This window comes from Enterococcus ureasiticus, from assembly GCF_001730285.1.
Classification (GTDB): Bacteria; Bacillota; Bacilli; order Lactobacillales; family Enterococcaceae; genus Enterococcus_L; species Enterococcus_L ureasiticus.
In genome coordinates this window covers 375638-402128 of the sequence record NZ_MIJZ01000012.1, presented here as the reverse complement: position 1 = coordinate 402128, position 26491 = coordinate 375638, and the positions used below count along the sequence as shown (strand labels likewise).

The following is a 26491-nucleotide window of genomic DNA, read 5'->3' as shown; positions in this document are numbered from 1 at the left end:
AATTAAATGCTCCTGTTCTACATCGATTTATTTCCGAATAATTACTTTTGTGTACTCTATATTTTTCATATTTTTAGGTGACAGGGACATGGCTCTAAGTGCTATGTCCCTGTCACCTATTTATTTGAGTACTTACTAATCAGATATTCTATTAAATTTAAACTATTACCATAAAAGTAATTCAAATTTTTGTTTTCTTGATCCAAGCTAGCTGGTCCACTTTCTATAATAAAAGAGAGATCTCCTTCTCTGGCATAGGAGCTGTTTGGTGTGGCAGTAAAAGTAATCACATTCCCATTAAATTTTCTACATTCATTGATTTTAATCAGGCCATGGTCATTTTCACCTGACTGTGAGAATGTCAAAAGAGTGTGTGGCGTATTATCAGAAACTAGACTTATTTCAACACCGTCAAGATTAACAGCGTAGATTTTGTTTAACAATAATTTTCGATAAGCATAATTTACAAGGAATTGACAAAAACCTTCTCCAAAAAGATAAATTTTACGCTGAAAGAGTGCATCTAAAAACAATTGATCGATTGTTTCCCAGCTCTTATTGCATGTCACAAATGGTAAATCAGGTAGATGCTCACTTTGTTTGTTCGAAAATTTAGTAGATAAGAAAAAAATGAGTTCCTTGAAGTTGTTAAAGCCACCTCTTTTCGCCAAACGGCTAATGGAAGCAGGAGAAGTAAAATTTATTTTAGCAATATTACGGATATCCAAACTTTCATTGTTTTTAATAGCTCCAACTATCCGTTCAATCATTATTTCATCATCATTGCGAAACGTATTTCCTGGTATAAGACGATCTAAGTAATAAATAATAGACATATGATTCCTCCGGCTGTGAAAATATTTTCTGTTGTAGAAAACGGTATCATTGTTGCTTTTATTGGTTGCTGTGCCCTATTGAATATAATATACTTCATTTGTAAATAGAAAACAACAGAGAATTGAAATCATTTTCACTTATAGAAGAGAGGTTTTTAGTATGAAACAAGTAATTATAAATGCAGATGACTTTGGTTACTCAGCGGGTGTAAATGCGGGAATAATAAAGTCATTTAAGGAGGGGGTTTTATCTTCAGCTACACTGATGGCAAATATGCCTGGACGAGAAGAAGCTATTCAATTAGCCAAAGAGCATCCAACTTTAGGGGTTGGCGGACACTTAGTGTTGACTTGTGGGGAGTCATTAAAAAATAGGAAGACTATTACGGATTCGACGGGTAATTTTCTTAATTTGAACCAATATAAGAATTATCGGTCTCAAATGGATTCGGAGGAGATTTTTGACGAATGGAGTGAGCAGATTGATTATTTATTAGGAAAAGGTCTAGTCCTCACTCATTTAGATAGTCATCATCATGTTCATACATTTAAAGAGAACTTAGCCATTACTAAAAGAATTTCTGAAAAGTATCATTTGGCGTTTAGAAATGCATTTAATTTAGAAAAAAATCTTACGTTAAATTACCAAAAACAAATCACAGGATTTTACGATTTAATGAATTATCCGAATATCCGTAATATAGGGATTCCATATGAGCAGAATAAAGAGAACTGCTTAAATGAAATCCAAACAGTTTTGAATCAGCTGGAAAATGAAGAAGTAACTGAACTGATGGTACATCCTGCTTTTGTTGACGAGACATTGTACAATAATTCTTCTTTTAATTTGGCAAGAATGAAAGAAGTAGAGGTATTATGTGATGCAGAATTGAAAACGCTTTTAGAACAAAATGGAGTGGAAATAATCAATTATCAGGATGTAGTAGCTCCTACTTTAAAGTAACATGATGAAAAAATCATAAAAATGAAATACCATTCGGGAGGGAAGGTCAATGAAAGAAAAGTTAATGAAGTCGGCCGCGGTTTTTTCAAAAGCAATTATTCAACCAGTGATGTTTATGGCTGTAACAGGGATTATCCTATCAGTTTGTGCCATCTTAAAGCTAGATATGATGCCATCGGTTACAAAAGATATCGGAAATTTTGTTTTTAATATTTTGTCTGGAGGAATGATTGGGCAATTAAGTAGCATCTTTTGTGTAGGGATTGCTGCTGCTCTAGCTAAACCAAAATATAAAACGGATGCTGCAATTTTAGGAATTATAACGTATTTACTATTTTTGTATGCGAATCATTCTTGGTTAGATATTACTGGACGTTTAGCTGAAACGGGAGAACAAGGATTGTATGGGACCGGGCAAGGAATGGTATTCGGTATCCAAGTAACGGATATGGGTGTTTTTCTAGGGATTTCTTTAGGAGTACTAGTGGGATGGCTAGTTAATAAATTTGGTGATATCAAGTTACATCGATATCTGGCTCCGTATTCGGGGACGAAAACTGTGTATATATTTATTGTGTTTATAACAATTCTGTTTGCTATGGGGATCACGTATGTTTGGCCCGTAGTCAATTCGCTTGTTGAATCAGTTGTAAGAACAACGACAACAGCTGGGTCAGTAGGATTCTTTTTCTATGGATTCTTAAATAGATTGTTATTACCATTAGGCTTACATCATTTCTTATGGATGCCGCTATTTTATACGCCTTTGGGTGGAACAGCAGAAATTGCGGGACAAGTATACAACGGTGCTTTTAATATTTGGCTAGCTGAATTGGGCAATGCTAGTCAAATTACAACGATGCATCCATCAATTGGTTATCTCTCTAATTTCGGCTCAATTTCATTACCGATTGGAATTGCATTTGCTTTTTGGAAAACTTCACGACCAGAAAACCGTAAAAAAGTAGCTGCGTTGTTGATTCCAACTGTTACAACAGCCTTTTTAGCAGGAGTGACTGAGCCGCTTGAATTCCTATTTCTTTTCCTATCACCTGTATTATGGCTAGCTCATTCAGTTGTTTATGGATTGAGTTTATTCCTAACCAATTTAGTTGGAATCAATATTCAGTTTGATACAGGAATCAATATGATCATTAATAGTTTGGCTTTTCCTATTCGATTAGGACATCAGTATTTGATTCCAATTATGTTTATTGTTACTGGCGTTTTAGAGTATTTTGTATTCAAAACCTTAATCGTTAAATTAAATATTCCAACATTAGGAAGAGAAAATCTAGAGGATACGGCAGAAGAAAGTACAGCTGAAGTAATCGAAATACAAACACAGGATGAGAGATTTGAACCACAAATTCAAAATATTGTGGAAGGCCTAGGCGGGGTAGATAACATTTTAGATATAATCAATTGCTATACTCGACTTAGGATAGATGTAGAGGATGAATCAAAAGTAAACTTGGATATACTCAAGGAAAAAGTCAAGGCATCTGGGATTGTTGATAAAGGAAAACATATTCAAATTATTATAGGTGTCGGAGTGGAAGAAGAACATGAGAAAGTCGAAGCTTATATGGAATATCTAAGAGCAAAAAGTTAAATGATAGTAAGACACACAATGAAAGTATGTAATAACTACAGGAGGTTTTTTTATGAGTAATAAATTTGTCATGGTGGGCGGAGGTTCTACCCAATCACCAGGGATTTTAGAAGTCTTAAGACAGCGAGCAGAAGAATTAAATTTGACTGAGTTAGTGTTATATGACATAGATGAAGAAAGGGTTTCTCTTTTAGGTCAATACACAAAGATGTATTATCAAGAAACAGGTTCAAAAATAAAAGTATCTTTTACTACCAATATAGATGAAGCTTTAGTCGATGCAGATTTTTTATTTATGCAAATTCGTCCAGGGTTGAATAGACAACGAGCAATTGATGAAAAAATATGTCTAAAACATGGTGTGGTAGGACAAGAAACATGTGGATTAGGTGGTTTTTCTTTTGCGATGAGAGTGATTCCCGCTGTGTTGGAAATTATAAAAAAAGTGAAAGAAATCTGTCCGAATGCGTGGATTTTAAATTATACAAACCCAGAAGCAATTTTATCAGAAGCAATTTATCGGGTATTTCCAGAAGCGAAAGTATTATGTATTTGTGATATGCCAATTTCTATTGAAGGTGCGATTGCTAGCTACTTTAACAAAGATTTACGTGATTTAACCTTTAAGTATTTTGGAATGAATCACTTTGGTTGGTGGACCAACATTATTGATGCTGACGGCACGGATTTATTACCTCAGTTAAGAGAAGATGTCATAAGCGGAAAAATTGATACGTTGTTGCAGTCTAATGAAGAAACAAAAGAAGACCAGTATTGGATTGACACGTATCGCCAAATGATTAGTCTATTTAAACGATTTCCCGAGTATTTTCCTAATTGCTATTTGCAATACTACTTGACGCCAGATGAAATGGTAGCCCATGAAGATCTTAACTTTACACGTGGAGACTATGTTATGCAAGGGAGAGAAAAAAGAATATATGATGAATGTCGCCGTGTTATCGATGCAGGATCTGCAAAAGACTCATCCTTACATGCAGGTGTACATGGGAATTATATTGTAGATATTGCCTATGCGATTATTCATAATACCAGAGAACGATTTACCGTGAATCAAAAAAATCATGGCGCGATTTCTAACTTCGATTCGGAAGCTGTTATTGAAGTTCCAGCATATGTTGGGAGTATGGGAGCTGAAACAATTAATATTGGTGAGATTCCTACTTTCCAAAAAGGGCTAATGGAAATGCAAAAAGCGTATGAAAAAATGACCGTAGATGCCGCTTTGTCTGGTTCATATCAAGCAGCCCTTGAAGCAGTGTTGCTTAATAAGACGATCCCGAATTATACAGTAGGAAAAAAAGTATTAGATGAACTTTATGAAGTAAATAGAGAATTTTGGCCAATATTGATTTAATTTACAGTAAATAAAAAGAGCGAATATCTGTTGAAATTTTTAAATATATGGTTACTAGCTAAAAGTTTAGCGTGTAGGACAAAAGGGGGTGTCTTATACGCTGGACTTTTGTTGTGTTATTGACTCTAAGTGTAAATTTTAGTATACTTTAACCGGTCGGAATTTTCTGACAAAAAAGAGTTATAAGGAGTAGTAACATGGCGCAAATGACAGCTTTTACGTTGCTGATGGGAATTTTATATATCGGTGATGTTGTATCAAGTAAAACAAAAGCATGGATTTCCTCTGTTTTTGTCTGTGCAGTATTATTTGTTATAGGTTATTGGACATTTTTTCCAGAGAACATCGTTGAGATTGCTGGGATCCCGCCAGTAGTTGCAACATTATTGATGTATCTGCTGATTACAAATATGGGAACATTATTATCGATCAAAGAACTAGCAAATCAATGGAAAACAATCGTGATCACACTTTCTGGGATTCTAGGAATCGTTGTATTATTATTGACGGTAGGTTCATTGGTTTTTGATTACAAAACTGTTCTAGTCGCTGTTCCACCACTCGTTGGAGGTGTTGTGTCTTCACTGATCATGTCAGAAGCGGCTCAAACAGCTGGCTTAACGTCACTATCAGTATTAGCAATTTTGATTTATGTGATGCAGGGCTTCGCTGGTTATCCGTTAACTTCGATCATGCTGAAAAAAGAAGGAAAACGAATGCTTGAAAAGTACCGCAGTGGGGAATGGATACCTGTTCACGAACAAGAAAATGGACAAACTGAAACTGATGAAGAGATACCAAGGTTATTTAAAAATATTCCGGCAAAATACCACACTGATTTTTCTCGGATCTTTCGGTTGGCAATTGTGGCATTGGCTGCGTATTATGTTTCAGCGTGGTGTGCACCTTTTGTTTCAATTAGCCCATTTGTTTTATGTTTATTCTTTGGTGTTGTAGCGTCTTCACTAGGCTTTCTAGAGAAACAACCATTGAAAAAAGCGAATAGTTTTGGTTTTGCGATTTTAGGATTAATGTTATTTATTTTTGATGGATTGAAAAAAGCCACGCCAGAGATGCTAGAAGAATTATTTTTACCAATGGTCGGTATTATTGTGATCGGTGTTATTGGGATGTATATCTTTTCTGCAGTCGTCGGGAAGTTGTTAGGTGTTAGTAAAGAAATGGCTTTTGCAGTTTCATTAACGGCCCTATACGGATTCCCAGCAGATTATATCATTACAAATGAAGTCATTCAGTCATTGACCGAAGATGAAAAAGAAAAAGAAGCACTGACAAGTCACATGATGCCGCCGATGTTAGTGGCTGGATTTATAACAGTTACGATCGTATCCGTTGTTCTTGCAGGAATCTTTTCAAGTATCTTATTGAGTCTATAGAAATGAGGGAATAAAATGAAAGAATTAAAAGTGTTGATTCAAAAGTATAAGAAAGAAATGATCGATTTTAGAAGAGATCTCCATCAACATCCTGAATTGCAATTCGAAGAATTTAGAACAACAGAAAAAGTTGCTGAAACGTTAGAAAAAATCGGTATCCCTTATCGTAAGACGGAACCAACAGGAATCATTGCAGAACTTGTTGGCGGTCAACCAGGAAAGACCGTTGCTTTACGGGCGGATATGGATGCGTTACCTGTTCAAGAATTGACTGACGGAATTTCTTACAAGTCATTGGAAGATGGAAAAATGCATGCATGTGGTCATGATGCCCACACAGCAATGCTGTTGACTGCAGCAAAAGCGTTAAAAGAAGTACAAGCAGAGATCAAGGGAACTGTTCGTTTTGTTTTCCAACCATCAGAAGAAAATGCTCAGGGAGCTAAAGCAATGGTCGCTCAAGGTGCAGTTGAAGGTGTGGATGATGTTTTTGGGATTCATATTTGGTCACAGATGCTTTCTGGAACGGCTTCTTGTGTTGTGGGCTCATCATTTGCTTCAGCAGATATTTTCTCAATCGACTTTAAAGGGCGCGGTGGACATGGTGCAATGCCGGACGCTTGTGTAGACGCAGCTGTGATTGCTTCTTCTTTTGTGATGAATGTGCAAGCAGTCGTTTCTAGAGAAACGAATCCGTTAGATCCGGTTGTCGTGACTGTGGGTAAAATGGATGTTGGTACACGATTTAATGTGATCGCTGAAAATGCTCGATTAGAAGGCACTGTGCGTTGTTTTAGTATTGAGACGCGTAATCGTGTGGAAAAGGCTTTAAAACGCTATGCTGAGCAAACAGCAGCTATGTACGGTGGCACAGTTACTGTAGACTATAATTATGGTACAGTTCCTGTAATCAATGATGAAGAAGACGCATTATTTGCTCAAGCAATCATCAAAGAAAGCTTTGGTGAGTCAGCGCTGATTCAAGAACCCCCAACCACAGGAGGGGAAGATTTCAGCTACTTTACTGAGAATATATCGGGCTGTTTTGCTTTGGTCGGTTGTGGAAATCCAGAAAAAGATACACAGTGGGCTCATCACCATGGACGCTTTAATGTGGATGAAGATGCTATGGAAATTGGTGCGGAATTATATGCGCAATATGCATTTGAGTATTTGAATAAATAGCGACTGCTTAAAAGGATGTGAGAAGACTAATTTAGTTTTCTTTCATCCTTTTTAAGTTACTATAAGTAAAATAAGTTAATTAGCTAAAAAAACTTTCTGTCATGACAGATAAGAATACACATAAATTGACTTATTTTGTTATAATAGAGAATAGTGCAAGGTTAAGAAGAGATGATTGAAAAAACACTGATTTTTTGTTAGTGTTAGAAAGACTAAATAATTGAGGGAGTACGCGATGCAACCGATAATTGAATTAAAAAATATCGATTTTAACTATCAACCAGAAGATGCTTCTCCCGCTTTGAAAGATGTATCTTTTTCCATCCAACAAGGTGAGTGGATTGCAATTATTGGACATAATGGGTCCGGGAAATCAACATTGGCAAAAACAATCAATGGATTGCTGTTACCTGCTTCAGGCAGTATTTCAGTTGGTGGTAAAGAGCTGAATGAAACCAATGTTTGGGATATTCGCAAAATGGTAGGAATGGTGTTTCAAAATCCTGATAACCAGTTTGTTGGATCGACAGTAGAAGATGATGTTGCATTTGGCTTAGAGAACCAAGGGATTCCTCGTGATGAAATGCTTGGCAGAGTTAATGATGCGTTAGAAAAAGTTCGAATGAGTACTTTTGCTACACGTGAACCGGCTCGTTTGTCTGGTGGCCAAAAACAGCGTGTAGCAATTGCTGGTGTTGTGGCTTTGCGCCCAGATATCATCATTTTGGATGAAGCGACAAGTATGCTTGATCCTGAAGGACGGGAAGAAGTTATTTCAACAATCAAAAAAATTAAAGAAGAAAGTAATTTGACGGTTATTTCAATTACCCATGATATTGATGAAGCGGCAAATGCCAATCGAATTTTAGTGATGAAGCAAGGGGAATTGGTTAGTGAAGGCACACCAGAGAAAATTTTCTCAGCTGGAACTGAATTGATCCAGATGGGTTTAGATCTTCCTTTTCCAGAAAAACTAAAAATTGCTTTAAAACAACGTGGCGTTGATGTGCCAGATGACTATTTGACTGAAGAAAGGATGGTGGATTGGTTATGGACATCCGTTTTGAACAAGTAGATTTTACGTACCAACCCAACACACCATTTGAACAACGGGCATTATTCGATTTGAATTTGACGATAGAAAATGGTTCTTATACAGCGATCGTTGGGCATACTGGTAGTGGGAAATCCACTTTGCTGCAGCACTTGAATGCTTTAGTAAAGCCAACAAAAGGTACCGTAACGATTGGGGATAGAGTGATCGTTCCTGAAACAAATAATAAAAATTTAAAGCCAATTCGTAAAAAAGTTGGTATTGTCTTTCAATTTCCGGAAGCACAATTATTTGAAGAAACAGTCGCAAAAGATATCGCCTTTGGTCCAAAGAACTTTGGCGTATCAGGAGAAGATGCTGCGAGATTAGCTGCTGAAATGCTTGATTTAGTTGGCCTAGATGCTAGTTATTTAGAACGCTCTCCATTTGAATTATCAGGGGGCCAAATGCGTCGTGTAGCGATTGCTGGTGTTTTAGCGATGGAACCGGAAGTGTTGGTTTTGGATGAACCTACAGCAGGGCTCGATCCACAAGGACGCAAAGAAATGATGGAAATGTTTCAGCGCTTACATGAAGAACGTGGAATGACGATTGTTTTGGTAACTCATTTAATGGATGATGTGGCTAATTATGCAGATCATGTGATCGTATTAGAACAAGGTCAAATCGTTAAGGCAGGCACACCACAAGAAGTTTTCCAAGATATTGATTGGCTGAAGGAAAAACAATTAGGTGTACCAACTGCTGCGACCTTTGCAGAAAAATTACAAGCGAAAGGTTTTTCTTTTGAAGAATTACCATTAACTGCTGAAACTCTAGCGGATGATTTATTAAAAGGATTGAAAAAGGCAGGTGAAGGCCTGTGATGAACAAACTGATTTTTGGTCGTTATATTCCGGGAGATTCATTTATTCATACGATGGATCCAAGAGCAAAATTGATCGCTAGTTTTTATTTTATCGGTATCATATTTTTAGCGAATAATTGGCAAACGTATGCCGTACTAGCTATTTTTACATTATTTGCAATTTTTCTTTCCAAAGTGAATATTCGCTTCTTTATTCGCGGAATCAAACCGCTGATTTGGCTGATTTTATTTACGGTCGCTTTACAGATGTTGTTTACTCAAGGTGGAGAAGTATACTTTAATTGGGGGATTTTTACGATCACGGAATTTGGGGTGATCAATGGTTTGTTTATTTTCTGCCGTTTTGTGTTGATTATTTTCATGTCTACATTATTAACACTAACAACACCACCTCTTGATTTGTCAGATGCGATCGAGTATTTATTGCGTCCGCTAAAAGTGGTGCGTTTTCCTGTTCATGAAGTCTCATTGATGTTATCGATTGCTCTTCGTTTTGTCCCAACATTGATGGATGAAACAGAAAAAATCATGAACGCTCAACGTGCCCGTGGCGTCGATTTCGGTGAAGGGAATTTGATTCAGAAAATGAAAGCTGTTGTTCCATTATTGATTCCACTGTTTGTTAGTAGTTTTAATCGAGCAGAAGATTTAGCAACTGCAATGGAAGCACGCGGCTATCAAGGTGGAGACGGTCGGACGAAATATCGGATTCTTCATTGGCATTTGACTGATACAGTTGTGATGCTGGCATTTGCTGTGTTAACTGCAGTGTTGATTTTTATAAGAAGTTAGAAGTAAAGGTGGAAAAGAAATGCCGCGCTATAAAGCAATAATCGCGTATGATGGAACGAATTTTAATGGATTTCAGTCTCAACCAAATGGACGAACGGTTCAAGCAGAAGTTGAAAAAACATTAAGAAAAATGAATAATGGTAAAACAATCACGATTTTTGGTTCAGGTCGGACGGATGCCGGTGTTCACGCTTTAGGACAGGTTATTCATTTTGATTACCCACAGGCGAGAGAGTTAGAGAGGATGCGTTATGCATTAGATACTCAAACACCTGAAGATATTGCGGTGAGAAGTGTGGAAATCGTTTCAGATGAGTTCCATGCTCGTTATCATGTTATTGAAAAGACCTATCAATTTCGGGTAGATATTGGTAAACCAAGAAGTCCGTTCAAACGATTTTATGCTAGTTATTTTCCTTATGAAGTCGATACTGAGAAAATTCAACGAGCACTGACCGATTTAGTAGGAACACATGATTTCACGTCATTTTGTGCTTCTGGAACTGAGATAGAAGATAAAGTTCGAACGATTCATGAAGCAAGTCTTGAGGTCAATGAAGCTGGGAATGAATTGATTTTTACGTTTCGCGGGGATGGTTTTTTGTATAAGATGATCCGAATTTTAGTAGGAACGCTACTTAAAATGGGAAATGGACGAATGGATGAAACCCTTATTCCTGAAATTATTGCAGCAAAAGATCGAAATTTAGCTGGACCAACGGCTCATCCAGAAGGATTGTATTTGGTCGAAGTGAAATATGAACAATAGGAAAAAAGTTCTTAGCTTTAATAGGCTGAGAACTTTTTTCTAGTTATGAGTGAGGGTAAAAAATTATTGATTCCCTTCTTCTGCATGTAATTGTTCGGCCTGTGTCCTGGAAACTCGTTCGGAAATTTTCAAGAATGGAAGATAGAAAAATAACGTTACTATCAGAATGATGACCTGTAAAAAAGCGACTTTCCAATCACCGGAACTGGCAAGGAACCCGCTAATAATCGGGGGTGTTGTCCAAGGAACTAATACAGAGAGTGGTTTAACAAAGCCAATTGCAGTAGCAAAATACCCAATTAAAGCACCAATTACTGGACTAAAAATAAAAGGAATCATCATTGGGATATTAAAGACAATCGGTAAACCAAAAATAATAGGTTCATTTATTTCAAAGATACTTGGTGCAACAGACAAACTAACCACATCTTTATAAGGTTTATATTTAACAAATAAAATAACTGCAAGGATCAAAGCTATAGTACCACCTGTTCCGCCCATTTGACTATATACAGTAATGAACGAACTATTGATAATATGAGGTGCTTCTTTTCCTTCGTTAATAGCCGCCATGTTTTCATTCATATTGACTAATAAAAGTGGATCGAGTAAAGAACCATTGATGACTGTTTGATGAATTCCTAAGGTAAATAAGAAATTACCTGTAGAGTAAATCAATAAAAAACCTAAAAGTGATGTATTAACTTTTCTTAAAGGTTCTTGAATTAATGTCGAGATCAGTGTGATAAGGTCAGTATCAAAAAGAGTAATTAAAATTGCTGAAATAACAGCAAAAAAGCTTAACGTGATGAGTGAAGGAAGCAGTGAACTGAAACTACGACCAACAGCTGGTGGCACTTGATCGCCTAAATTGATCTGCAACTTTTTGATAGAAGAGATTCGCATGTATAGCTCCGTTGCAAGTAGACCGATAATAATTCCAGAAAACATTCCTTGTGTACCTAAATTACTATAGGTCAAAATTCCATCAATAGTGACAGTTGTTTCTGAACCAACCGGAGCTACAGTATACGTCATCGCCATCATGATAACCAAGGTTGATGTAGCGACGGCAGTAGCGGAAATTGGATTATTAAAGTTTTTATTTTTTGCAAGATAATAAGCAATCATTGGTGCGATCAACAATCCAGCAATATTCAATGTGCCATTTGTAATCACGTTCCCAAAAGTTTGCAACTTAGATAAAGTGTCGTCTTTAAAAGCAAAAGGAAACAAAACATTATTTACTAAAACAGCTAAACCAGCTAAAATAAACATCGGCATAATGGTGGTAAAGGCATCTCGCAAAGAGCGAAGATGCACTTGATTCCCAACTTTGATAGAAAATTCCGTGAATTTATCTAGAAAACTTTTTTTGTTTGCTTCCATAACGACTATTCCCCTTTGCTGTAAATGCTCTCTCCATTAGTAGCTATCACCTGCTTAAACCAGTCGTAACTTTTCTTAGGGACACGTTTCATATCTAGTAAATCATGATTTGTTCGGTTGACATAGACGAGTCCATATCGTTTCCGCATATCTCCTTGAGAACTTAAGATATCAATCAATCCCCAGCCAAGATAACCAATAACGTCTACACCATCAATAAACATGGCATCATACATTGCTTTTAAGTGATCACGATGGTAGTCGATTCTGTAATCATCTTGGATTGGATTTATACCATTCCATTCTTCTTGAACGCCAATACCATTTTCAATAGGAAATACTGGTAAACGATAGCGTTGGTACATTTTATTTAAAACGTCTCTAAAGCCGAGTGGATCAATTTGCCAATTCCATTCGGTTGTACCGATATTGGGATTGTCTTCTTTAGCATAATCAAGGAAAAAGTTTGGCGGAGTTCCAACTGGGATTTTCTCAGCATTAATAGTTGTTGATGCATAATAACTAAAGCTTAAGAAATCGTTTTTTTGCCTTCCAATATCTTCTAATTCACCAGGAAGAATCCCCATGTCGATTTGATTATTTTTTACAAAGGTCATCATTTCGTGAGAATATACACCCTTAGTATAGGCATCGAGTAGCGTATAATTAACAAATTCATCCCATTTTCTAGCAGCTAAAATATCTTTAGGATTGCTTGTAGCGGGATAGACTTCGGAATAAGCGAGCATCCCACCAATTTTAGCATCTGTAGTTTCATGAATATAGTTAGCAATTCGAGCATGAGCGGTCATTACATTGTGTAGAATTTTATAAAGATCATCAATAGATCGTTCTCCTTTTAAATAACCACTAATTTTGAATGCTTCTGAAACATGGTACAAATTTTGCTCATTAAAGACGATCCAATACTTAACTTTCTCGGCAAAACGATCAATCATTTCTTTTCCATAACGAACAAATGCATGCAATACCTCTTTACTCATCAAGCCATTGTATTTTTCTGCTAGACGCAAAGGCATATCAAAATGATACAAACAAATCATAGGTTCGATACCACGAGTCAACAATCCATCGATTAAACGTTCATAGTAGGCAATTCCTTCTTCGTTGAACGCGCCATCACCATCTTTGACAACACGGCTCCATGAAATCTGAAAACGATACATATTCATGCCTAAATCTTTAATGTAATCCAAGTCTTCATCAAAATGGTGGAAGTTATCATTGGCATAATGCCAGTCACTAGCAAATTCAGAGGCTTCACGAATGTCATAAACAGATAAGCTCTTTCCGCCTTCATCCCATCCGCCTTCCGTTTGCATACTTGATACAGAGTTCCCCCAAAAAAAATTTTCAGTAGGTTTCATACTGATCCTCCTATTTCCATTTTTGTAGTAAACGTTTACAAAAAGAGTTTACAATATAAAAAAAGAAATGTAAAGTCATTGTAAAATAAATGAACAACATTTCGGAGAGTTGATAATGCATATAATCCGTTTTATAATGAACGAAAGAGAAATGAATGCGAGGATTTGTTATGTCAAGATACAAAGAAGTTGCGGATGATATTCGTGCAAAAATCATTAATGGTTTCTATAACAGTGAAAAGTCAATGCCAGAGCAAATAGTTTTAGCTAAAGAATATAAAACAAGTCGAATGACAATACAAAAAGCATTGGAGATTTTGAGAATTGAAGGCTTAGTATATAGTCGCCGTGGTTCAGGTACATTTGTGAGGAAAAATGCTCGTACATTATCAGAACTTGATAGTAAAGCAGATATTTATGATGGCGTGACCAAACATTTAGGCTCAAAAGGAAAAATAACAAGTAAAATTATTTCCTTTTCAATTCGTTTTCCTAATGAAATTGAATGCGAAAAACTAATGATCGATCCCTCAAAACCAGTGTATGATATTATTCGTCTGCGTTATTTTAAAGGGGAACCATTGCTATTGGAGTATACAATCATGCCGATTGAAGTAATCACTGGTATCACAGAAAAAGTGTTGTATCACTCGATATATAGCCATATTGAAGACGTATTAGGTTTTGGTATAGGGGTTGCTAATCGAAGAATTCATGCAGACCGACCAAATGAGAACGATAAAAAATATTTGGAATGTGAAGATATTGACCCCATTTTGGAAGTGGATCAAGTTGTATTTTTAGATTCAGGTGTTCCGTTTGAATATTCGCAAACACGCCATAGATATGATAAAGGAGATATCGTTGTAGTGAATTTAAATGCAAAACGAGGCTAAAAATAATTAAATAAATTTTACTAAAAAGGACTGAGATGCAGCGATAAAAAAAGCTGAGTTTCAGTCCTTTTTTATAACTAAATATGTGAAAAAGAATAAAAAAAGATAATATTTGTAAATAAGGACATTTAAGAGTAGAATACTTACTATATAAGGGTTTTTCCTTAACAAAATGGAGAGATTATATAAATAAATGTTTTATTATATATTTATATGTTTAACATTCTTGGTTTTAGTTATTTATTTAGTGTGAAAATAGCCTTGTTTTTTTTGAATAGAAATCAAAAAACATTTAAAGAATGTTGGTTAAGTCAATATAGATGTTTTTTTTATACGTAATCATATAAAAAAATCATATAAATTATCGAGGTATTTTATATATAGTAAGACAGGAGGATGACAATGCTTGGAGTTATTTTATTGTATGTAGGAATGGTATTGATGAGTAATGGGCTGTATCGGCTTCAAGGAACCAAAGATAAATCCATCGTGGTCATGAATCTATTTACAGGCGGATTAAGTTTATTTTTAAATTTGGTGGCACTATCTTATGGAATAGTTGCTAGCAAAGATTCGTCTTGGTTCTATGCAAGTGCGACGGGGTTATTATTTGCGTTTACTTATCTTTATACAGCTATCAATGCTATGTTTGATTTGGACCAGAAACTCTATGGCTGGTTCAGTTTATTTGTTGCCATTAACGCTATTCCAGCAGGAATATTATGTTTTTATGGATATGGCGGCAATGCATTATTTGGAATAATTTGGTTTCTCTGGGGAATCCTATGGTTTACAGGATTTCTTGAAAATACATTTGGAAAAAATCTAGGGAAATTTGTAGGTTATCTATTAGTCGGTGAAGGAATTGTTACAGCTTGGATTCCAGGATTCCTGATGTTACTTGATTTATGGCCTAAATAAAAATAAGAGGGGAGCATTTAATATGCAGTTGACAACAAGAGAACAAGAAAAAATGATGATCAGTTTGGCAGCAATGATTGCCCAACGAAGAAAAGACAAAAAAATTAAATTAAACCATCCTGAAAGCGTAGCGCTAATTACCGATTTAGTTTTAGAAGGAGCACGCGAGGGAAAAACGGTTTCGCAATTAATGAATGATGGCAGAAATCTTTTGACAAAAGATGATGTTATGGAAGGTATTTCTGAAATGATTCCGATGATCCAAGTAGAAGCAACTTTTCCAGATGGAACAAAATTAGTGACGATTCATGATCCGATCCAATAAATGTATGGTTAGTTATTTGATGAAGGAGGAAAAGATATGATTCCAGGAGAATATAAATTAGCAAAAGAGCAAGTAGTTTGTAATGAAGGATACGATGCAATCACATTAGAAGTGAAAAATGTTGGTGACCGTGCTGTTCAGGTGGGCTCACATTTTCATTTTTATGAAGCGAATGAAGAGGGTTTGAAATTTGACCGTGAAAAAGCAAGAGGGAAACGTTTAGATATTCCAGCAGGAACGGCGATTCGTTTTGAGCCGGGCGAAACACGAAAAGTAAATCTAATCGATGTAGGCGGAAAGCGCCGCATTTTTGGCTTCAATGATAAAGTGGACGGCTATTTGGATGATAATCGGGTACAATAAGTAAAAATGAGGGAAAAGAGGGAAAAATATGAGCTTTAAAATGGATAGAACTAAATATTCGCAAATGTTTGGCCCGATAGTCGGAGATAGTGTTCGATTAGGGGATACTGATTTATTTGCGGCAATTGAAAAAGATTATACTGTTCACGGGCAAGAAAGTAAGTTTGGTGGAGGAAAAGTGCTAAGAGATGGCATGGGACAAAGTGCTACTGAAACTCGTGCAGCAAATCCTTTAGTTGCAGATACAATCATAACGAATGCGACAATTATTGATTACACTGGAATTATTAAAGCTGATATAGGTATTCGTGACGGCAAAATCATAGCAATTGGTAAGGGCGGAAATCCAGATAATATGGATGACATAGACTTTGTTGTTGGTGCTAGTACAGAAGCGATATCCGCTGAAGGTCTGATCGTCACAGCAGGTGGATTGGATATTCATGTACATTTTATTTCACCAGGATTAGCACAAGCAGGACTTGATAACGGTATTACAACATTATTTGGTGGGGGAACAGGACCAGCTGATGGTACTAACTCAGCCACTACTTCACCAGGGAAATGGCATATCGAACGAATGCTCCAATCGGCTGATAACTTGCCAATCAATATGGGTGTGATGGCTAAAGGTGCAGGAGCTGTACCAGAGACTATTACTGAACAAATTGAAGCAGGTGCAATGGCGATAAAAACCCATGAAGATTGGGGAGCAACTAGTGCAGGGATTGATAACTCACTGAAAGCGGCTGACAAATACGATGTTCAATTTGCGGTCCATACAGATTCGCTAAATGAAGGTGGGTTCGTTCAAAATACATTAGATGCATTTCAAGGTCGAACAGTGCATACCTTCCATACTGAAGGTGCTGGTGGCGGACATGCGCCAGATATTATGGTTGTAGCAGGACATGATAATGTTTTACCTTCATCAACAAATCCAACAAATCCTTACACGATCAACGAAATTAGTGAATTATTTGATATGGTTATGGTTTGTCATAATTTAGATCCTAAATTGCCAGAGGATGTCTCTTTTGCAGAGTCTCGTGTACGTAAACAAACGATTGCTGCAGAAGATGTTTTACACGATATGGGTGCACTAAGTATCATGACGTCTGACGCGATGGCTATGGGACGTGTTGGTGAAGTTGCCATGCGCTGCTGGCAGTTAGCGGATAAAATGAAAAAACAACGTGGTTCATTAGATGGAGATAGTGAATTTAGCGATAATAATCGTATCAAACGATATATTGCCAAGTACACAATAAACCCAGCTATTACTAACGGTGTATCAGATTATATCGGTTCGGTCGAAGTCGGTAAATATGCTGATTTAGTGATTTGGGAACCTGCGAAGTTTGGTGCAAAACCAAAAATGGTATTAAAAATGGGGATGATCAGTTACGGTGTTATGGGAGATGCAAGTTCAAGTCTACCTACACCACAACCTCGCTTAATGAGAGATCTTTTTGGTGCATGTGGTAAAGCTGTGACTGCCACGAATATCACATTTGTTTCGCAGTTCGCGTATGATCATGGAATCAAGGAAACGATTGGACTAGAAAAAATTGTTTTGCCTGTCCATAATACAAGAAACTTGACTAAACGTGATATGAAATTAAATAATTTTAGTCCAAAAACAATTACCGTTGATCCACATACCTTTGATGTGAAAATTGATGATGAATTGATTACTTGTGATCCCGCTGATACTGTAGCTTTAAGCCAAAGATATTACTTATTCTAAACAGAAAAATCCTGGAACAAAAGTGGCAAGCTATCAAAAATTCTTTTAAAAGAAATGTTATATATGTGCATTTAGAAGAAATTTTAAGAAAGCTATTGCCACTTTTGTTCTGTTAAATTATCAATCTGTTATTACAGGAGGAAGAATATGATTTTAACAACTATTGATTCAAACATTGATGAAATCGATGATATCACTAAATACCATGTTGAAACAGTTGTGTTAAGCAGCGATGATTTAAATAAAAGAATTTTACGAGTGACCACGGACCATAGCAATGATTATGGTATTCGATTAACAAGTGAAAGTGAAGCGTTACGTAATGGATCGATCTTCTTCATCGATGACCACAATGTTTTAGTCATTGCAGTACGTTCGGAAGAAATGATTATTATTAAACCATCAACGATGGATGAAATGGGCGAAATTGCTCATTTACTTGGAAACACACATAAACCTGTCGTTGTGGAAGATGGAAAAATTGTGTTAGAAGTAGATCCAACCGTAGTTGATCTTTTGATTAAAAAGAATATAAGCTACGAGATAAAAAAAATCAAATTAAGAAAAGCTCTGAAACATGTGGACTTGTCACATGAACATTAAGGCAAAAGGGTTTGGAAATTTTTTAGATGTTGTACAAGTCTGTGATTCTACTTTTCCTATAGGAACGTTCAACCACTCTTTTGGCATGGAAAACTATTTAAGAACAGATAAAATAGTAAATGCAGATGATTTTGAAATTTGGTTGGATACATATTTAAAAACACAATTTAAATATGGTGAAGGATTACTTATAAAACTTTGTTTCAAAGCGTTGGAAGAAGAAAAGATAGAAGATATTTGGGAATACGATAAAATCATCACATGTTCTTCGCAAGCCGCTGAAACAAGAAACGGGACGAAAATGATTGCGAAACAAATGATTGATTTAGTTCAAACATTACATGATATTCCATTACTAGATGAGTATAAGCAACGAATCAAACAAACGAGTGTTTATGGAAATCCAGCGATTGTATTTGCTATTTTTGCACATTATAAAGGGCTAGAAGTAGACGAAGCAACGTTACTTTACGGCTATAGTATAAACTCTACAATGATTCAAAACGCTGTAAGGGCGGTACCACTAGGACAAAAAAGTGGACAATTAATCTTACAAAGAACAATCCCATTGTTAGAAGAGATTTTAGCAGAAATTGAGCAATTAGACTCTTCATATCTAGGGGCAAATGTACCTGGAATTGAATTATCCCAAATTAATCACGAGACACAGATTTTTAGACTTTTTATGTCATAGGAGGAAATAAAAGATGAAAAAAACAGTAATAATTGGTGTCGGTGGGCCTGTTGGATCAGGAAAAACGCTCCTGATTGAACGCTTAGTTAGACAAATGAATGAGGACTTAAACGTTGCTGTAATCACAAATGATATCTATACAAAAGAAGATGCAAAATTTTTGTGTGATAACTCTGTTTTAAGTGAAGATCGTATTATCGGTGTTGAAACAGGCGGTTGTCCACATACTGCCATTCGCGAAGATGCATCAATGAATTTTGCGGCAATCGAACAATTAGAAGAACGTTTTGAAGATTTAGATGTTATCTTTTTAGAGAGTGGTGGCGACAATTTAGCAGCAACATTCAGCCCAGAACTAGTCGATTCATCCATTTACATTATTGACGTGGCGCAAGGAGAAAAAATTCCTAGAAAAGCAGGTCAAGGAATGATCAAAAGTGATTTATTTATTATCAATAAAATCGATTTAGCTCCTTATGTAGGTGCTGACTTAGAAGTTATGAAAAAAGACACGGAAGTCTTCAGAGATGATAATACCTTTTTATTTACTAACTTAAAGGACCAAGAAGGGGTAGCAGCTGTAAATGAGTGGATCCGCAAAAATGTTTTACTAGAAGGATTATAATATGAGGCAGGATACAGACGGACTTATCGAAATGGCATTTTCTAACCGGAATGGTCGGACAATCGCTTCCAGAATTTATCATGAAGGAAATTCTCGTGTATCATCGAATATTCCTTTAGCAGCTGAAAAAACGCCCTACTACTTTTTTATTAGTACTGGTGGAGGTTTCATTGAGGGAGAAAAATATGAACTTGATGTGAACATAGCCGAAGAAGCGCACGCTATCGTAACAACTCAAGCTCCGACATATGTATACAAATGCGATAATAACATACAAACAACACAAAAAACACAACTTGTTTTAGAGGAAAATAGTACATTTGAATATTTAACGGATGAAGTGATTCCTTATAAAAATTCAATCTATAAACAAGAAACGATCATTCATATGAAAGAAAATGCTAATTTAATCTTGATGGATGGTGTAACAGCAGGCTGGTCTGCTGATGAGCAACCATTTCAGTATGCCAAATTACAGATGAAAACGACTATATTTATGGATGAGGAATTAATCTATAATGATCATTTAATATCGGAACCGTCGAAAAATGAGATGTCTGCACTCGGTTATTTTGAAGAAAATTTGAATTATAATACTCTGATTATTATCAGTCCTCAATGCACAAAAGAGGTTATTGAAACAATCAGAAAAAAATTAGACATGATTGAGACGACTGTCAATTATGGCATTTCAAATCTAGAAAAACCTGGTTTTGTGCTTCGAGTATTGGGAAAAAGTGGAGAAGAAAATCGCCATATTCTTATGCAAGCATTAAATCATTTTCGAATAGAACAGCTTAATTATCCTGAATTGATTCTCAGTAAAAATGACAGCTATGTTCATAGTTAGTTGATGAGATAGGTGTTTTTTTATTGAATCTTTAATAGGAAATATAAATGTATTTTTTCTATTATATGGTAAAAAGGGGAAATTAGTATGGAAATGGCTAAGAAGACATTTAAAAATGAAATTATTGATTATTGGTCGGAGAGATCTGAAACCTATGGACAACAGCACCATGAAGAATTGCTAGGGGAACAAAAATCGCTATGGCAAAATGTTATTGTCAATGCGTTGACCGCAAATGAGCAACCTGTTCAAAAAATTCTTGATATTGGTACGGGACCAGGTTTCCTATCTATACTGCTTGCTGAAAAAGGGTTTGAAGTGACGTCAATCGATATGACAGAAGAAATGCTGATACAAGCAAAGTTAAATGCTGGTGATCTTGCTGAAAAAATTGAATGGAAACTAATGGATGCTCATAATTTGACCTTTGATACAGCAGATTTCGATGCAATTGTCACAAGAAATGTCACATGGAATCTAGAAGAACCAAAAGAAGCGTATAAGGAATGGTATCGAGTATTAAAACCAGGCGGTATCTTACTAAATTTTGATTCCAATTGGTACAAATATCTTTATGATGAAACCCTCCGAGAGAAATATGAAAAAAATAGAGAATTAACACAAGAAATGGCCATCAAAGATTATTATGTAGGAACAAATATTGATTGGATGGAAAACTTAGCCAAAGAAATGCCTTTATCAAAAATTACTCGTCCTAATTGGGATAAGAAGGTATTGAAAGAATGCGGTTTTCAAACGATTGCAATCCATGAGAATATGAATGATCAATTACTAAGTGATATTCAAAAAATTAATTTTTCGTTTTCACCTATATTCCTGATACAAGCAGTAAAATAATGAACAAAGGAGATGAAATGAGTTGTTGTTAAAGGAAAAAAAATGGGTTTTAGTCTTCGTTTTTACTTGTTCTATCATGCTAATAATACTAGCAGGCTGTAATGCATCAAAAAAAGATAGCCAATCTTCTGGTCAAATAAATTATGGAAGTACAAAAGATCCACGAGATATTAATCCACATTTATATGACGGGGAAATGGCTGCGCAAAATATGGTTTTTGAAGGATTGACTAAAAATGAAGACGGGAAAGTCAAACCTGCTTTGGCAAAAAGTTGGGATATTTCTGAAGATGGAAAAGAATATGTCTTTTATTTACAAAATAACGTGAAATTTACGGATGGAACTGCATTTAATGCTGATGCTGTGAAGAAAAATTTTGATGCGGTTTTAGCAAATATAGAACGTCATGCTTGGTTAGATATGGCCAACGAAATTGAATCGACACAAGTAATTGATGATGAGACATTCAAATTGACCTTAAAACATCCCTACTATCCAACCTTGACTGAGCTTGGCTTGACTAGACCTTTTCGCTTTATTTCGCCTAAAAGTTTTATTGACGGAGAAACTAAAAACGGTGTATCAAGTTATGCAGGTACAGGGCCCTATATACTTGAAAAACACAAGGACAATCAGTACGCACAGTTTGTAGAGAACAAAGACTATTGGGGCGAAAAACCTAAAAATTCAAAAGTGAATTGGAAAGTTATTCCAGATTCACAAGCATTATTACTTGCCCTAAAAAAAGGAGAAATTGATCTTATTTACGGTGCAGATGGTGACCAATTAAATATGGATGCTTATAATTCAATGAAAGCAGATAAGGCTTCTTTTACAGCACTATCAAGTCAACCTATAGCTTCTCGTGCAATACTATTAAATAGTAAAAGAGAAAATCTGAACAACTTAAATGTAAGAAAAGCAATTACTTACGCAGTCAATAAAGATAATATCATTGCAGGGGTATTAAATAATTCAGAAGACAAAGCAGACATGTTATTGTCAAAAACTGCCCCTTATAGTGATATTGAGTTAACAAAATATGATTACAACATAGAAAAAGCGAAACAGTTACTAGATGAAGCTGGATGGAAAGTAGGAAAAAATGGGATTCGTATGAAGAATGATAAACCCTTGGCACTAACGTTTTCCTATAATTCTCAAAATGCACAAGAAGGAACGATTGCCCAATCTATTCAAGCTGATCTTAAAGATGTAGGAATTGACCTAGCAATTATTTCTGAGGAAAAGCAGAATTTTCTTGATCGTCAACAAGATGGGGATTTTGATTTACAATATTCACTTTCATGGGGAACCCCATATGATCCGCAATCGTATCTCTCTTCATGGCGAATACCAGCACATGGAGATTATCAAGCACAATTAGGCTTAGATAAAAAAGCCTGGCTAGATGAGAAAATTACACAAGTGATGATTGAGTCGGATGAAAAACAAAGACAAACTGATTATAGTGAAATATTGACGTATATCAATGATCAATGCGTATACATTCCTATTTCTTATTCGAAAACAAAAGCAATTGGCACATCAAATCTCAAGAATATTGAATTTAATGATTCACAGTATGAGATACCATTTGAAAAAATGTTCTTGGAATAAGGATGGGAAGTTGGATGGAAATGATTAAAGCTATTATTAAAAATTGTGGAAAAATTCTCCTTCTTCTGTTTTTAGTAACATTTATTCCTTTTTTTCTATTGACGTATCTATCTAATGACCCAGCAGAAGTAGCATTACGTGTTCAAACTATCACACCAACTGAGCAAAATGTGCGGCAGATGCGTTCAGAATTGGGGCTAGATCAGCCTTTTTTTGTAAGATATGTTGAATGGATTCGACATGCATTAAAAGGAGATTTAGGTAAAAGCTACGCTACTGGTAAAAATATTATGGGAATGATCAGTGAGGCTTTACCTTATACATTATTTTTGGCTATCGTGACCTTGATCATCGTTTTTGCTACGTGTTTAGTACTAGGCATTTTAGCGGCTAACTATCAAAATCATTGGACCGAAAAAACCTTAAGGATGATTACGTTTATCTTAGATGCGATTCCTTCATTTTGGCTAGGGTTGCTATTGATCTTTTTATTTTCTATAAAGCTAAATTGGTTTCCAACAGGCGGAGCTGTCGGTTTAGTGTCAGTTTTTTTGCCAGCGTTGACTCTTTCTTTGGCCTATTCTAGTTCATATATACGACTGATTCGGAATGATTTATTGCAGAATAAACAATTACCTTATGTCGACTATTATTTTACAAGAGGATTTTCAAAAAGAGCAATCACGAAACATTTATTGAAAAATTCTTTACGCTCTTCTATCGTTTCAATCGGAGTAAGTATTCCAAGACTCATCGCGGGTAGTGTCATTATAGAAAGTGTTTTTGCTTGGCCTGGGATGGGACTTCTATGTATTATTGCAATAAGAAACCGTGATTTACCTGTGTTACAAGCGTATATTGTGATTATGTCTTTGTTCTTTATTAGCAGTAGTTTATTGATCGATTTGTTAATCAAACGGATTGATCCAAGACTAAGAGAGCGAGGCAGATAATGGAGACAGTGAAAAAAATAGTTCAGGATAAAGTAGTACTTGTTTCTGTTATTTTCTTAAGTCTTTTAACTTTTGGGATTATTTTTGCTGATGTATTGTCGCCATATGATCCAAATAAACAAGAGATTATGAATAAATTGGCACATCCAAGTAGTGAACATTTTTTTGGAACAGATTTGTTAGGTCGAGATATCTTTTCGAGGGTCTTGTATGGCGGTAGGGTGACGCTACTGCTATCATTTTTTATTGTTTTCTTGATTCTTTTGATGGGCATCATTTTTGGCGGGATTTCTGGGATTTTTGGTGGTAAGATCGATGCAATAATGATGCGTTTTTGTGACCTGATACTTTCTTTACCAAATGAAATGATGTCTTTATGCATTATTGGTATTTTAGGTCCCAGTTTGCTGACGATTATTTTAGCACTGACGATTGTAAGATTTCCTTGGTACATTAAAATGATTCGGACGGAAGTCCTTAATTATAAAACTAAAAATTATGTTATCTTCTCAATAAGTTCTGGAAAGTCCAAATTCTGGGTATTTAAAGAGCATATTTTTCAACCCATTATCCGTTCAACCATTGTTTACTCTACATTAGATATCAGTGCGGTGATTATGAGTATCAGTGCGCTATCTTTTTTAGGCATTGGAATTCAACCGCCAACAGCTGAGTGGGGCAGAATGTTAAATGAATCAAGAGAAATCGCAGTAGTTGAGCCTTGGCAAATTATTCCTGCGGGCGCCACAATATTTATCGTGATCGCAATGCTTAATTATATAGGGGATGCTGTCGCAGAAACGATCAACGAAACAAGTAGCGAATAAATGGAGGAGGAAGCAATGGGAAATACACTAATTTTGGGAATTGATGATCTGACAGTGGATGAAATCAAAACCAATAAACAAGTGCTTGCCAATCTAACATTTCAAGTGGAGAGAAACGAATTTTTAGGGATTCTGGCACCAAGTGGGAGTGGGAAGACCACACTGCTTAAAACGATCATGAGAATCTGTCCAAAATCACTTCATACAAGCGGCATCATCACCTATCATTCGGATACTCACGATAAAATCCTTATCCAGGAGAAAAACAACGTGAATGATTCAGCAGTATTAAGCCGGGAATTAGCGTACATCCCACAAAATGCATCAGAGGCATTTGATCCAATTGAAAAAATGGCTGTTCAATTTAAAGAAACATTGGCAGAAAATCAGTTTCCAATAAGTGAAAGAACAGAAATGATCCAACAATTATTGGAAAGTATGGATTTACCTGAGAGTATTTTAAAAAAATATCCATTTCAATTGTCGGGCGGCACGTTACAACGTTGTGCAATTGGTTTAGCACTTATTTTAAAACCTAAAGTCATTGTTGCAGATGAGCCAACAAGTGCATTGGATACTGTAAACAGAAAGAGAGTGTTGGATATTTTTTTGCAATTAAAAAAACAGAATAAGACGACACTACTCCTAGCGACACATGATATTGCAATTGTAGATTATTTGTGTGATACGGCGCTTGTTTTGCAAGAAGGTAAAAAAATTGAGCACCAAAAAGTAGATAAATTGGCTATTGATTCAATCACCTATTTAGGAAATATGCGTAGAATAAAAAATAAAATTGGCTCGACATTTTGGGGATTAAAAGATGAAAAATTGGCTGGTTCTTGAGCAAATATCAAAGACGTATTATAAAGAGAAGTTGTTCAAGTCAAAAGAAAAAATCGATGGTGGACTAAAGCCGTTGTCATTTTGCGTTTCAGAAGAGATTGTTGGCATTCTAGGGGAAAGTGGTAGTGGAAAAACAACGTTGGCTAAACTAATTGCTGGTATTGAAAAACCGGATAAAGGTTCAGGCAAAGTTGTTTTGAAATTGGGCGAATTACCCAAAGAAAAGAATCCTGTGAGCATGATATTTCAAGATTATGTATCTGCAATCAATCCAGAGTTTACCGTAGAAAAAGCATTATTAGAATCAATTAGTGGGAAAAATAAAAAAGTAGAATCAAAAGAAAAAATAATCGCAATTTTGAATAAAGTGGGATTATCAGAAGAGTTATTAGATAAGAAACCAAGAAAGTTAAGTGGTGGACAGATTCAACGTATTTGTATTGCTAGAAGCATTTTGACAGAAGCAAAGGTATTGATTTTTGATGAAGCATTTAGTTCGTTAGATTTAGTCAATGTGGATCGCTTACTTGAGTTGTTAAATAATTTAAAAAAGGAGTTTAACTTGTATTATATAGTGGTTACACACAATTTAGAAGTAGCGACTTATTTTTGTGATAAACTTATTTTTTTAAAAGAAGGACACTTAGAAGAAGTGATAGAAACAAGTCGTCTGATGCATACGAAATCATCCTATGTTCAAGCACTAATCGATGCTCAGATTTAA

Annotated in this window: 27 protein-coding genes; 24 read left to right on the top strand and 3 right to left on the bottom strand. The window is 35.7% G+C overall.

Annotated elements, in window-relative coordinates; translation table 11 throughout:
• Positions 1-116 precede the first annotated feature (116 nt).
• On the bottom strand, positions 117-836 hold the full coding sequence (locus BCR21_RS07840) for a MurR/RpiR family transcriptional regulator (RefSeq protein ID WP_069645929.1): 720 nt from the start codon (positions 834-836) through the stop codon (positions 117-119).
• A gap of 160 nt (positions 837-996) precedes the next feature.
• Between BCR21_RS07840 and BCR21_RS07835 the strand changes: the two genes are divergently transcribed.
• From BCR21_RS07835 to truA, 9 genes are all read left to right on the top strand, one after another.
• Positions 997-1800 carry a carbohydrate deacetylase gene (locus BCR21_RS07835; RefSeq protein WP_069645928.1) on the top strand — a complete coding sequence of 268 codons (804 nt, stop codon included), beginning with the start codon at positions 997-999 and terminating at the stop codon, positions 1798-1800.
• A 49-nt stretch (positions 1801-1849) separates the two neighbouring features.
• Positions 1850-3415, top strand: a complete 1566-nt coding sequence (locus BCR21_RS07830) for a PTS transporter subunit EIIC (RefSeq protein WP_069645927.1) — start codon at positions 1850-1852, stop codon at positions 3413-3415.
• 52 nt (positions 3416-3467) lie between these two features.
• Positions 3468-4793 (top strand): family 4 glycosyl hydrolase, encoded by a 1326-nt coding sequence (locus tag BCR21_RS07825; protein ID WP_069645926.1) that lies wholly within the window; start codon positions 3468-3470, stop codon positions 4791-4793.
• A 197-nt stretch (positions 4794-4990) separates the two neighbouring features.
• The gene (locus tag BCR21_RS07820) at positions 4991-6190 is read left to right on the top strand and encodes a hypothetical protein (RefSeq protein WP_069645925.1); all 1200 of its coding nucleotides are present in this window, start codon (positions 4991-4993) and stop codon (positions 6188-6190) included.
• Between the two features lie 15 nt (positions 6191-6205).
• Complete coding sequence (locus tag BCR21_RS07815) at positions 6206-7375, top strand: M20 family metallopeptidase (protein WP_069645924.1); 1170 nt, start codon at positions 6206-6208, stop codon at positions 7373-7375.
• Positions 7376-7610: 235 nt separating this feature from the next.
• A complete protein-coding gene (locus BCR21_RS07810) occupies positions 7611-8450 on the top strand; it encodes an energy-coupling factor ABC transporter ATP-binding protein (protein WP_069645923.1) in 840 nt (279 codons plus the stop codon).
• Positions 8426-9295 carry an energy-coupling factor ABC transporter ATP-binding protein gene (locus BCR21_RS07805; protein ID WP_069645922.1) on the top strand — a complete coding sequence of 290 codons (870 nt, stop codon included), beginning with the start codon at positions 8426-8428 and terminating at the stop codon, positions 9293-9295. The genes BCR21_RS07810 and BCR21_RS07805 overlap by 25 nt, the downstream gene beginning before the upstream one ends.
• A complete protein-coding gene (locus BCR21_RS07800) occupies positions 9292-10089 on the top strand; it encodes an energy-coupling factor transporter transmembrane component T family protein (protein WP_069645921.1) in 798 nt (265 codons plus the stop codon). The genes BCR21_RS07805 and BCR21_RS07800 overlap by 4 nt, the downstream gene beginning before the upstream one ends.
• A 19-nt stretch (positions 10090-10108) precedes the next feature.
• Positions 10109-10858 (top strand): tRNA pseudouridine(38-40) synthase TruA, encoded by a 750-nt coding sequence (truA, locus tag BCR21_RS07795; protein ID WP_069645920.1) that lies wholly within the window; start codon positions 10109-10111, stop codon positions 10856-10858.
• Between the two features lie 63 nt (positions 10859-10921).
• On the opposite strand, the gene BCR21_RS07790 is transcribed toward truA, so the two are convergent.
• Complete coding sequence (locus BCR21_RS07790; RefSeq protein WP_069645919.1) at positions 10922-12247, bottom strand: PTS sugar transporter subunit IIC; 1326 nt, start codon at positions 12245-12247, stop codon at positions 10922-10924.
• A 5-nt stretch (positions 12248-12252) separates the two neighbouring features.
• Positions 12253-13635 (bottom strand): glycoside hydrolase family 1 protein, encoded by a 1383-nt coding sequence (locus BCR21_RS07785; protein WP_069645918.1) that lies wholly within the window; start codon positions 13633-13635, stop codon positions 12253-12255.
• A gap of 170 nt (positions 13636-13805) precedes the next feature.
• Here BCR21_RS07785 and BCR21_RS07780 point away from each other — a divergent pair, with 170 nt between their 5' ends.
• The 15 genes from BCR21_RS07780 (at position 13806) to BCR21_RS07710 (ending at position 26491) form a co-directional block, all read left to right on the top strand.
• Complete coding sequence (locus BCR21_RS07780; protein ID WP_069646037.1) at positions 13806-14531, top strand: GntR family transcriptional regulator; 726 nt, start codon at positions 13806-13808, stop codon at positions 14529-14531.
• Positions 14532-14933: 402 nt separating this feature from the next.
• Complete coding sequence (locus tag BCR21_RS07775) at positions 14934-15452, top strand: AmiS/UreI family transporter (RefSeq protein WP_069645917.1); 519 nt, start codon at positions 14934-14936, stop codon at positions 15450-15452.
• A 22-nt stretch (positions 15453-15474) separates the two neighbouring features.
• Positions 15475-15777 (top strand): urease subunit gamma, encoded by a 303-nt coding sequence (locus tag BCR21_RS07770; RefSeq protein WP_069645916.1) that lies wholly within the window; start codon positions 15475-15477, stop codon positions 15775-15777.
• 36 nt (positions 15778-15813) lie between these two features.
• Entirely contained in the window at positions 15814-16140 is a 327-nt protein-coding gene (locus BCR21_RS07765; RefSeq protein ID WP_069645915.1) for an urease subunit beta, read from the top strand.
• A gap of 28 nt (positions 16141-16168) precedes the next feature.
• The gene (gene ureC, locus BCR21_RS07760; protein ID WP_069645914.1) at positions 16169-17890 is read left to right on the top strand and encodes an urease subunit alpha; all 1722 of its coding nucleotides are present in this window, start codon (positions 16169-16171) and stop codon (positions 17888-17890) included.
• A gap of 147 nt (positions 17891-18037) precedes the next feature.
• Positions 18038-18493, top strand: a complete 456-nt coding sequence (locus BCR21_RS07755) for an urease accessory protein UreE (protein ID WP_069645913.1) — start codon at positions 18038-18040, stop codon at positions 18491-18493.
• Complete coding sequence (locus BCR21_RS07750; protein ID WP_069645912.1) at positions 18483-19187, top strand: urease accessory protein UreF; 705 nt, start codon at positions 18483-18485, stop codon at positions 19185-19187. The genes BCR21_RS07755 and BCR21_RS07750 overlap by 11 nt, the downstream gene beginning before the upstream one ends.
• Positions 19188-19200: 13 nt before the next feature.
• A complete protein-coding gene (ureG, locus tag BCR21_RS07745; RefSeq protein WP_069645911.1) occupies positions 19201-19812 on the top strand; it encodes an urease accessory protein UreG in 612 nt (203 codons plus the stop codon).
• Between the two features lies 1 nt (position 19813).
• Positions 19814-20662, top strand: coding sequence for an urease accessory protein UreD (locus BCR21_RS07740; protein ID WP_069645910.1), 849 nt, complete (start codon positions 19814-19816; stop codon positions 20660-20662).
• Between the two features lie 87 nt (positions 20663-20749).
• A complete protein-coding gene (locus tag BCR21_RS07735; RefSeq protein WP_084013264.1) occupies positions 20750-21520 on the top strand; it encodes a class I SAM-dependent methyltransferase in 771 nt (256 codons plus the stop codon).
• A 25-nt stretch (positions 21521-21545) separates the two neighbouring features.
• Positions 21546-23141 carry a nickel ABC transporter substrate-binding protein gene (gene nikA / locus BCR21_RS07730; RefSeq protein ID WP_205684837.1) on the top strand — a complete coding sequence of 532 codons (1596 nt, stop codon included), beginning with the start codon at positions 21546-21548 and terminating at the stop codon, positions 23139-23141.
• A gap of 14 nt (positions 23142-23155) precedes the next feature.
• Positions 23156-24094, top strand: coding sequence for an ABC transporter permease (locus BCR21_RS07725; protein WP_205684836.1), 939 nt, complete (start codon positions 23156-23158; stop codon positions 24092-24094).
• Positions 24094-24921 carry an ABC transporter permease gene (locus BCR21_RS07720; protein ID WP_069645908.1) on the top strand — a complete coding sequence of 276 codons (828 nt, stop codon included), beginning with the start codon at positions 24094-24096 and terminating at the stop codon, positions 24919-24921. The genes BCR21_RS07725 and BCR21_RS07720 overlap by 1 nt, the downstream gene beginning before the upstream one ends.
• Before the next feature lie 15 nt (positions 24922-24936).
• The gene (locus BCR21_RS07715; RefSeq protein ID WP_069645907.1) at positions 24937-25767 is read left to right on the top strand and encodes an ATP-binding cassette domain-containing protein; all 831 of its coding nucleotides are present in this window, start codon (positions 24937-24939) and stop codon (positions 25765-25767) included.
• Positions 25745-26491: an ABC transporter ATP-binding protein gene (locus BCR21_RS07710; protein ID WP_069645906.1), complete on the top strand. Its 747-nt coding sequence runs from the start codon at positions 25745-25747 to the stop codon at positions 26489-26491. Before BCR21_RS07715 ends, BCR21_RS07710 begins: the two co-directional genes overlap by 23 nt.

What these genes read in the sequence shown, in the direction of transcription:
- BCR21_RS07840 (WP_069645929.1), bottom strand. Translation starts at nt 836, where the DNA reads ATGTCTATTATTTATTACTTAGATCGTCTTATACCAGGAAATACGTTT.
- BCR21_RS07835 (WP_069645928.1), top strand. Translation starts at nt 997, where the DNA reads ATGAAACAAGTAATTATAAATGCAGATGACTTTGGTTACTCAGCGGGT.
- BCR21_RS07830 (WP_069645927.1), top strand. Translation starts at nt 1,850, where the DNA reads ATGAAAGAAAAGTTAATGAAGTCGGCCGCGGTTTTTTCAAAAGCAATT.
- BCR21_RS07825 (WP_069645926.1), top strand. Translation starts at nt 3,468, where the DNA reads ATGAGTAATAAATTTGTCATGGTGGGCGGAGGTTCTACCCAATCACCA.
- BCR21_RS07820 (WP_069645925.1), top strand. Translation starts at nt 4,991, where the DNA reads ATGGCGCAAATGACAGCTTTTACGTTGCTGATGGGAATTTTATATATC.
- BCR21_RS07815 (WP_069645924.1), top strand. Translation starts at nt 6,206, where the DNA reads ATGAAAGAATTAAAAGTGTTGATTCAAAAGTATAAGAAAGAAATGATC.
- BCR21_RS07810 (WP_069645923.1), top strand. Translation starts at nt 7,611, where the DNA reads ATGCAACCGATAATTGAATTAAAAAATATCGATTTTAACTATCAACCA.
- BCR21_RS07805 (WP_069645922.1), top strand. Translation starts at nt 8,426, where the DNA reads ATGGACATCCGTTTTGAACAAGTAGATTTTACGTACCAACCCAACACA.
- truA (WP_069645920.1), top strand. Translation starts at nt 10,109, where the DNA reads ATGCCGCGCTATAAAGCAATAATCGCGTATGATGGAACGAATTTTAAT.
- BCR21_RS07790 (WP_069645919.1), bottom strand. Translation starts at nt 12,247, where the DNA reads ATGGAAGCAAACAAAAAAAGTTTTCTAGATAAATTCACGGAATTTTCT.
- BCR21_RS07785 (WP_069645918.1), bottom strand. Translation starts at nt 13,635, where the DNA reads ATGAAACCTACTGAAAATTTTTTTTGGGGGAACTCTGTATCAAGTATG.
- BCR21_RS07780 (WP_069646037.1), top strand. Translation starts at nt 13,806, where the DNA reads ATGTCAAGATACAAAGAAGTTGCGGATGATATTCGTGCAAAAATCATT.
- BCR21_RS07775 (WP_069645917.1), top strand. Translation starts at nt 14,934, where the DNA reads ATGCTTGGAGTTATTTTATTGTATGTAGGAATGGTATTGATGAGTAAT.
- BCR21_RS07770 (WP_069645916.1), top strand. Translation starts at nt 15,475, where the DNA reads ATGCAGTTGACAACAAGAGAACAAGAAAAAATGATGATCAGTTTGGCA.
- BCR21_RS07765 (WP_069645915.1), top strand. Translation starts at nt 15,814, where the DNA reads ATGATTCCAGGAGAATATAAATTAGCAAAAGAGCAAGTAGTTTGTAAT.
- ureC (WP_069645914.1), top strand. Translation starts at nt 16,169, where the DNA reads ATGAGCTTTAAAATGGATAGAACTAAATATTCGCAAATGTTTGGCCCG.
- BCR21_RS07755 (WP_069645913.1), top strand. Translation starts at nt 18,038, where the DNA reads ATGATTTTAACAACTATTGATTCAAACATTGATGAAATCGATGATATC.
- BCR21_RS07750 (WP_069645912.1), top strand. Translation starts at nt 18,483, where the DNA reads ATGAACATTAAGGCAAAAGGGTTTGGAAATTTTTTAGATGTTGTACAA.
- ureG (WP_069645911.1), top strand. Translation starts at nt 19,201, where the DNA reads ATGAAAAAAACAGTAATAATTGGTGTCGGTGGGCCTGTTGGATCAGGA.
- BCR21_RS07740 (WP_069645910.1), top strand. Translation starts at nt 19,814, where the DNA reads ATGAGGCAGGATACAGACGGACTTATCGAAATGGCATTTTCTAACCGG.
- BCR21_RS07735 (WP_084013264.1), top strand. Translation starts at nt 20,750, where the DNA reads ATGGAAATGGCTAAGAAGACATTTAAAAATGAAATTATTGATTATTGG.
- BCR21_RS07725 (WP_205684836.1), top strand. Translation starts at nt 23,156, where the DNA reads ATGGAAATGATTAAAGCTATTATTAAAAATTGTGGAAAAATTCTCCTT.
- BCR21_RS07720 (WP_069645908.1), top strand. Translation starts at nt 24,094, where the DNA reads ATGGAGACAGTGAAAAAAATAGTTCAGGATAAAGTAGTACTTGTTTCT.
- BCR21_RS07715 (WP_069645907.1), top strand. Translation starts at nt 24,937, where the DNA reads ATGGGAAATACACTAATTTTGGGAATTGATGATCTGACAGTGGATGAA.
- BCR21_RS07710 (WP_069645906.1), top strand. Translation starts at nt 25,745, where the DNA reads ATGAAAAATTGGCTGGTTCTTGAGCAAATATCAAAGACGTATTATAAA.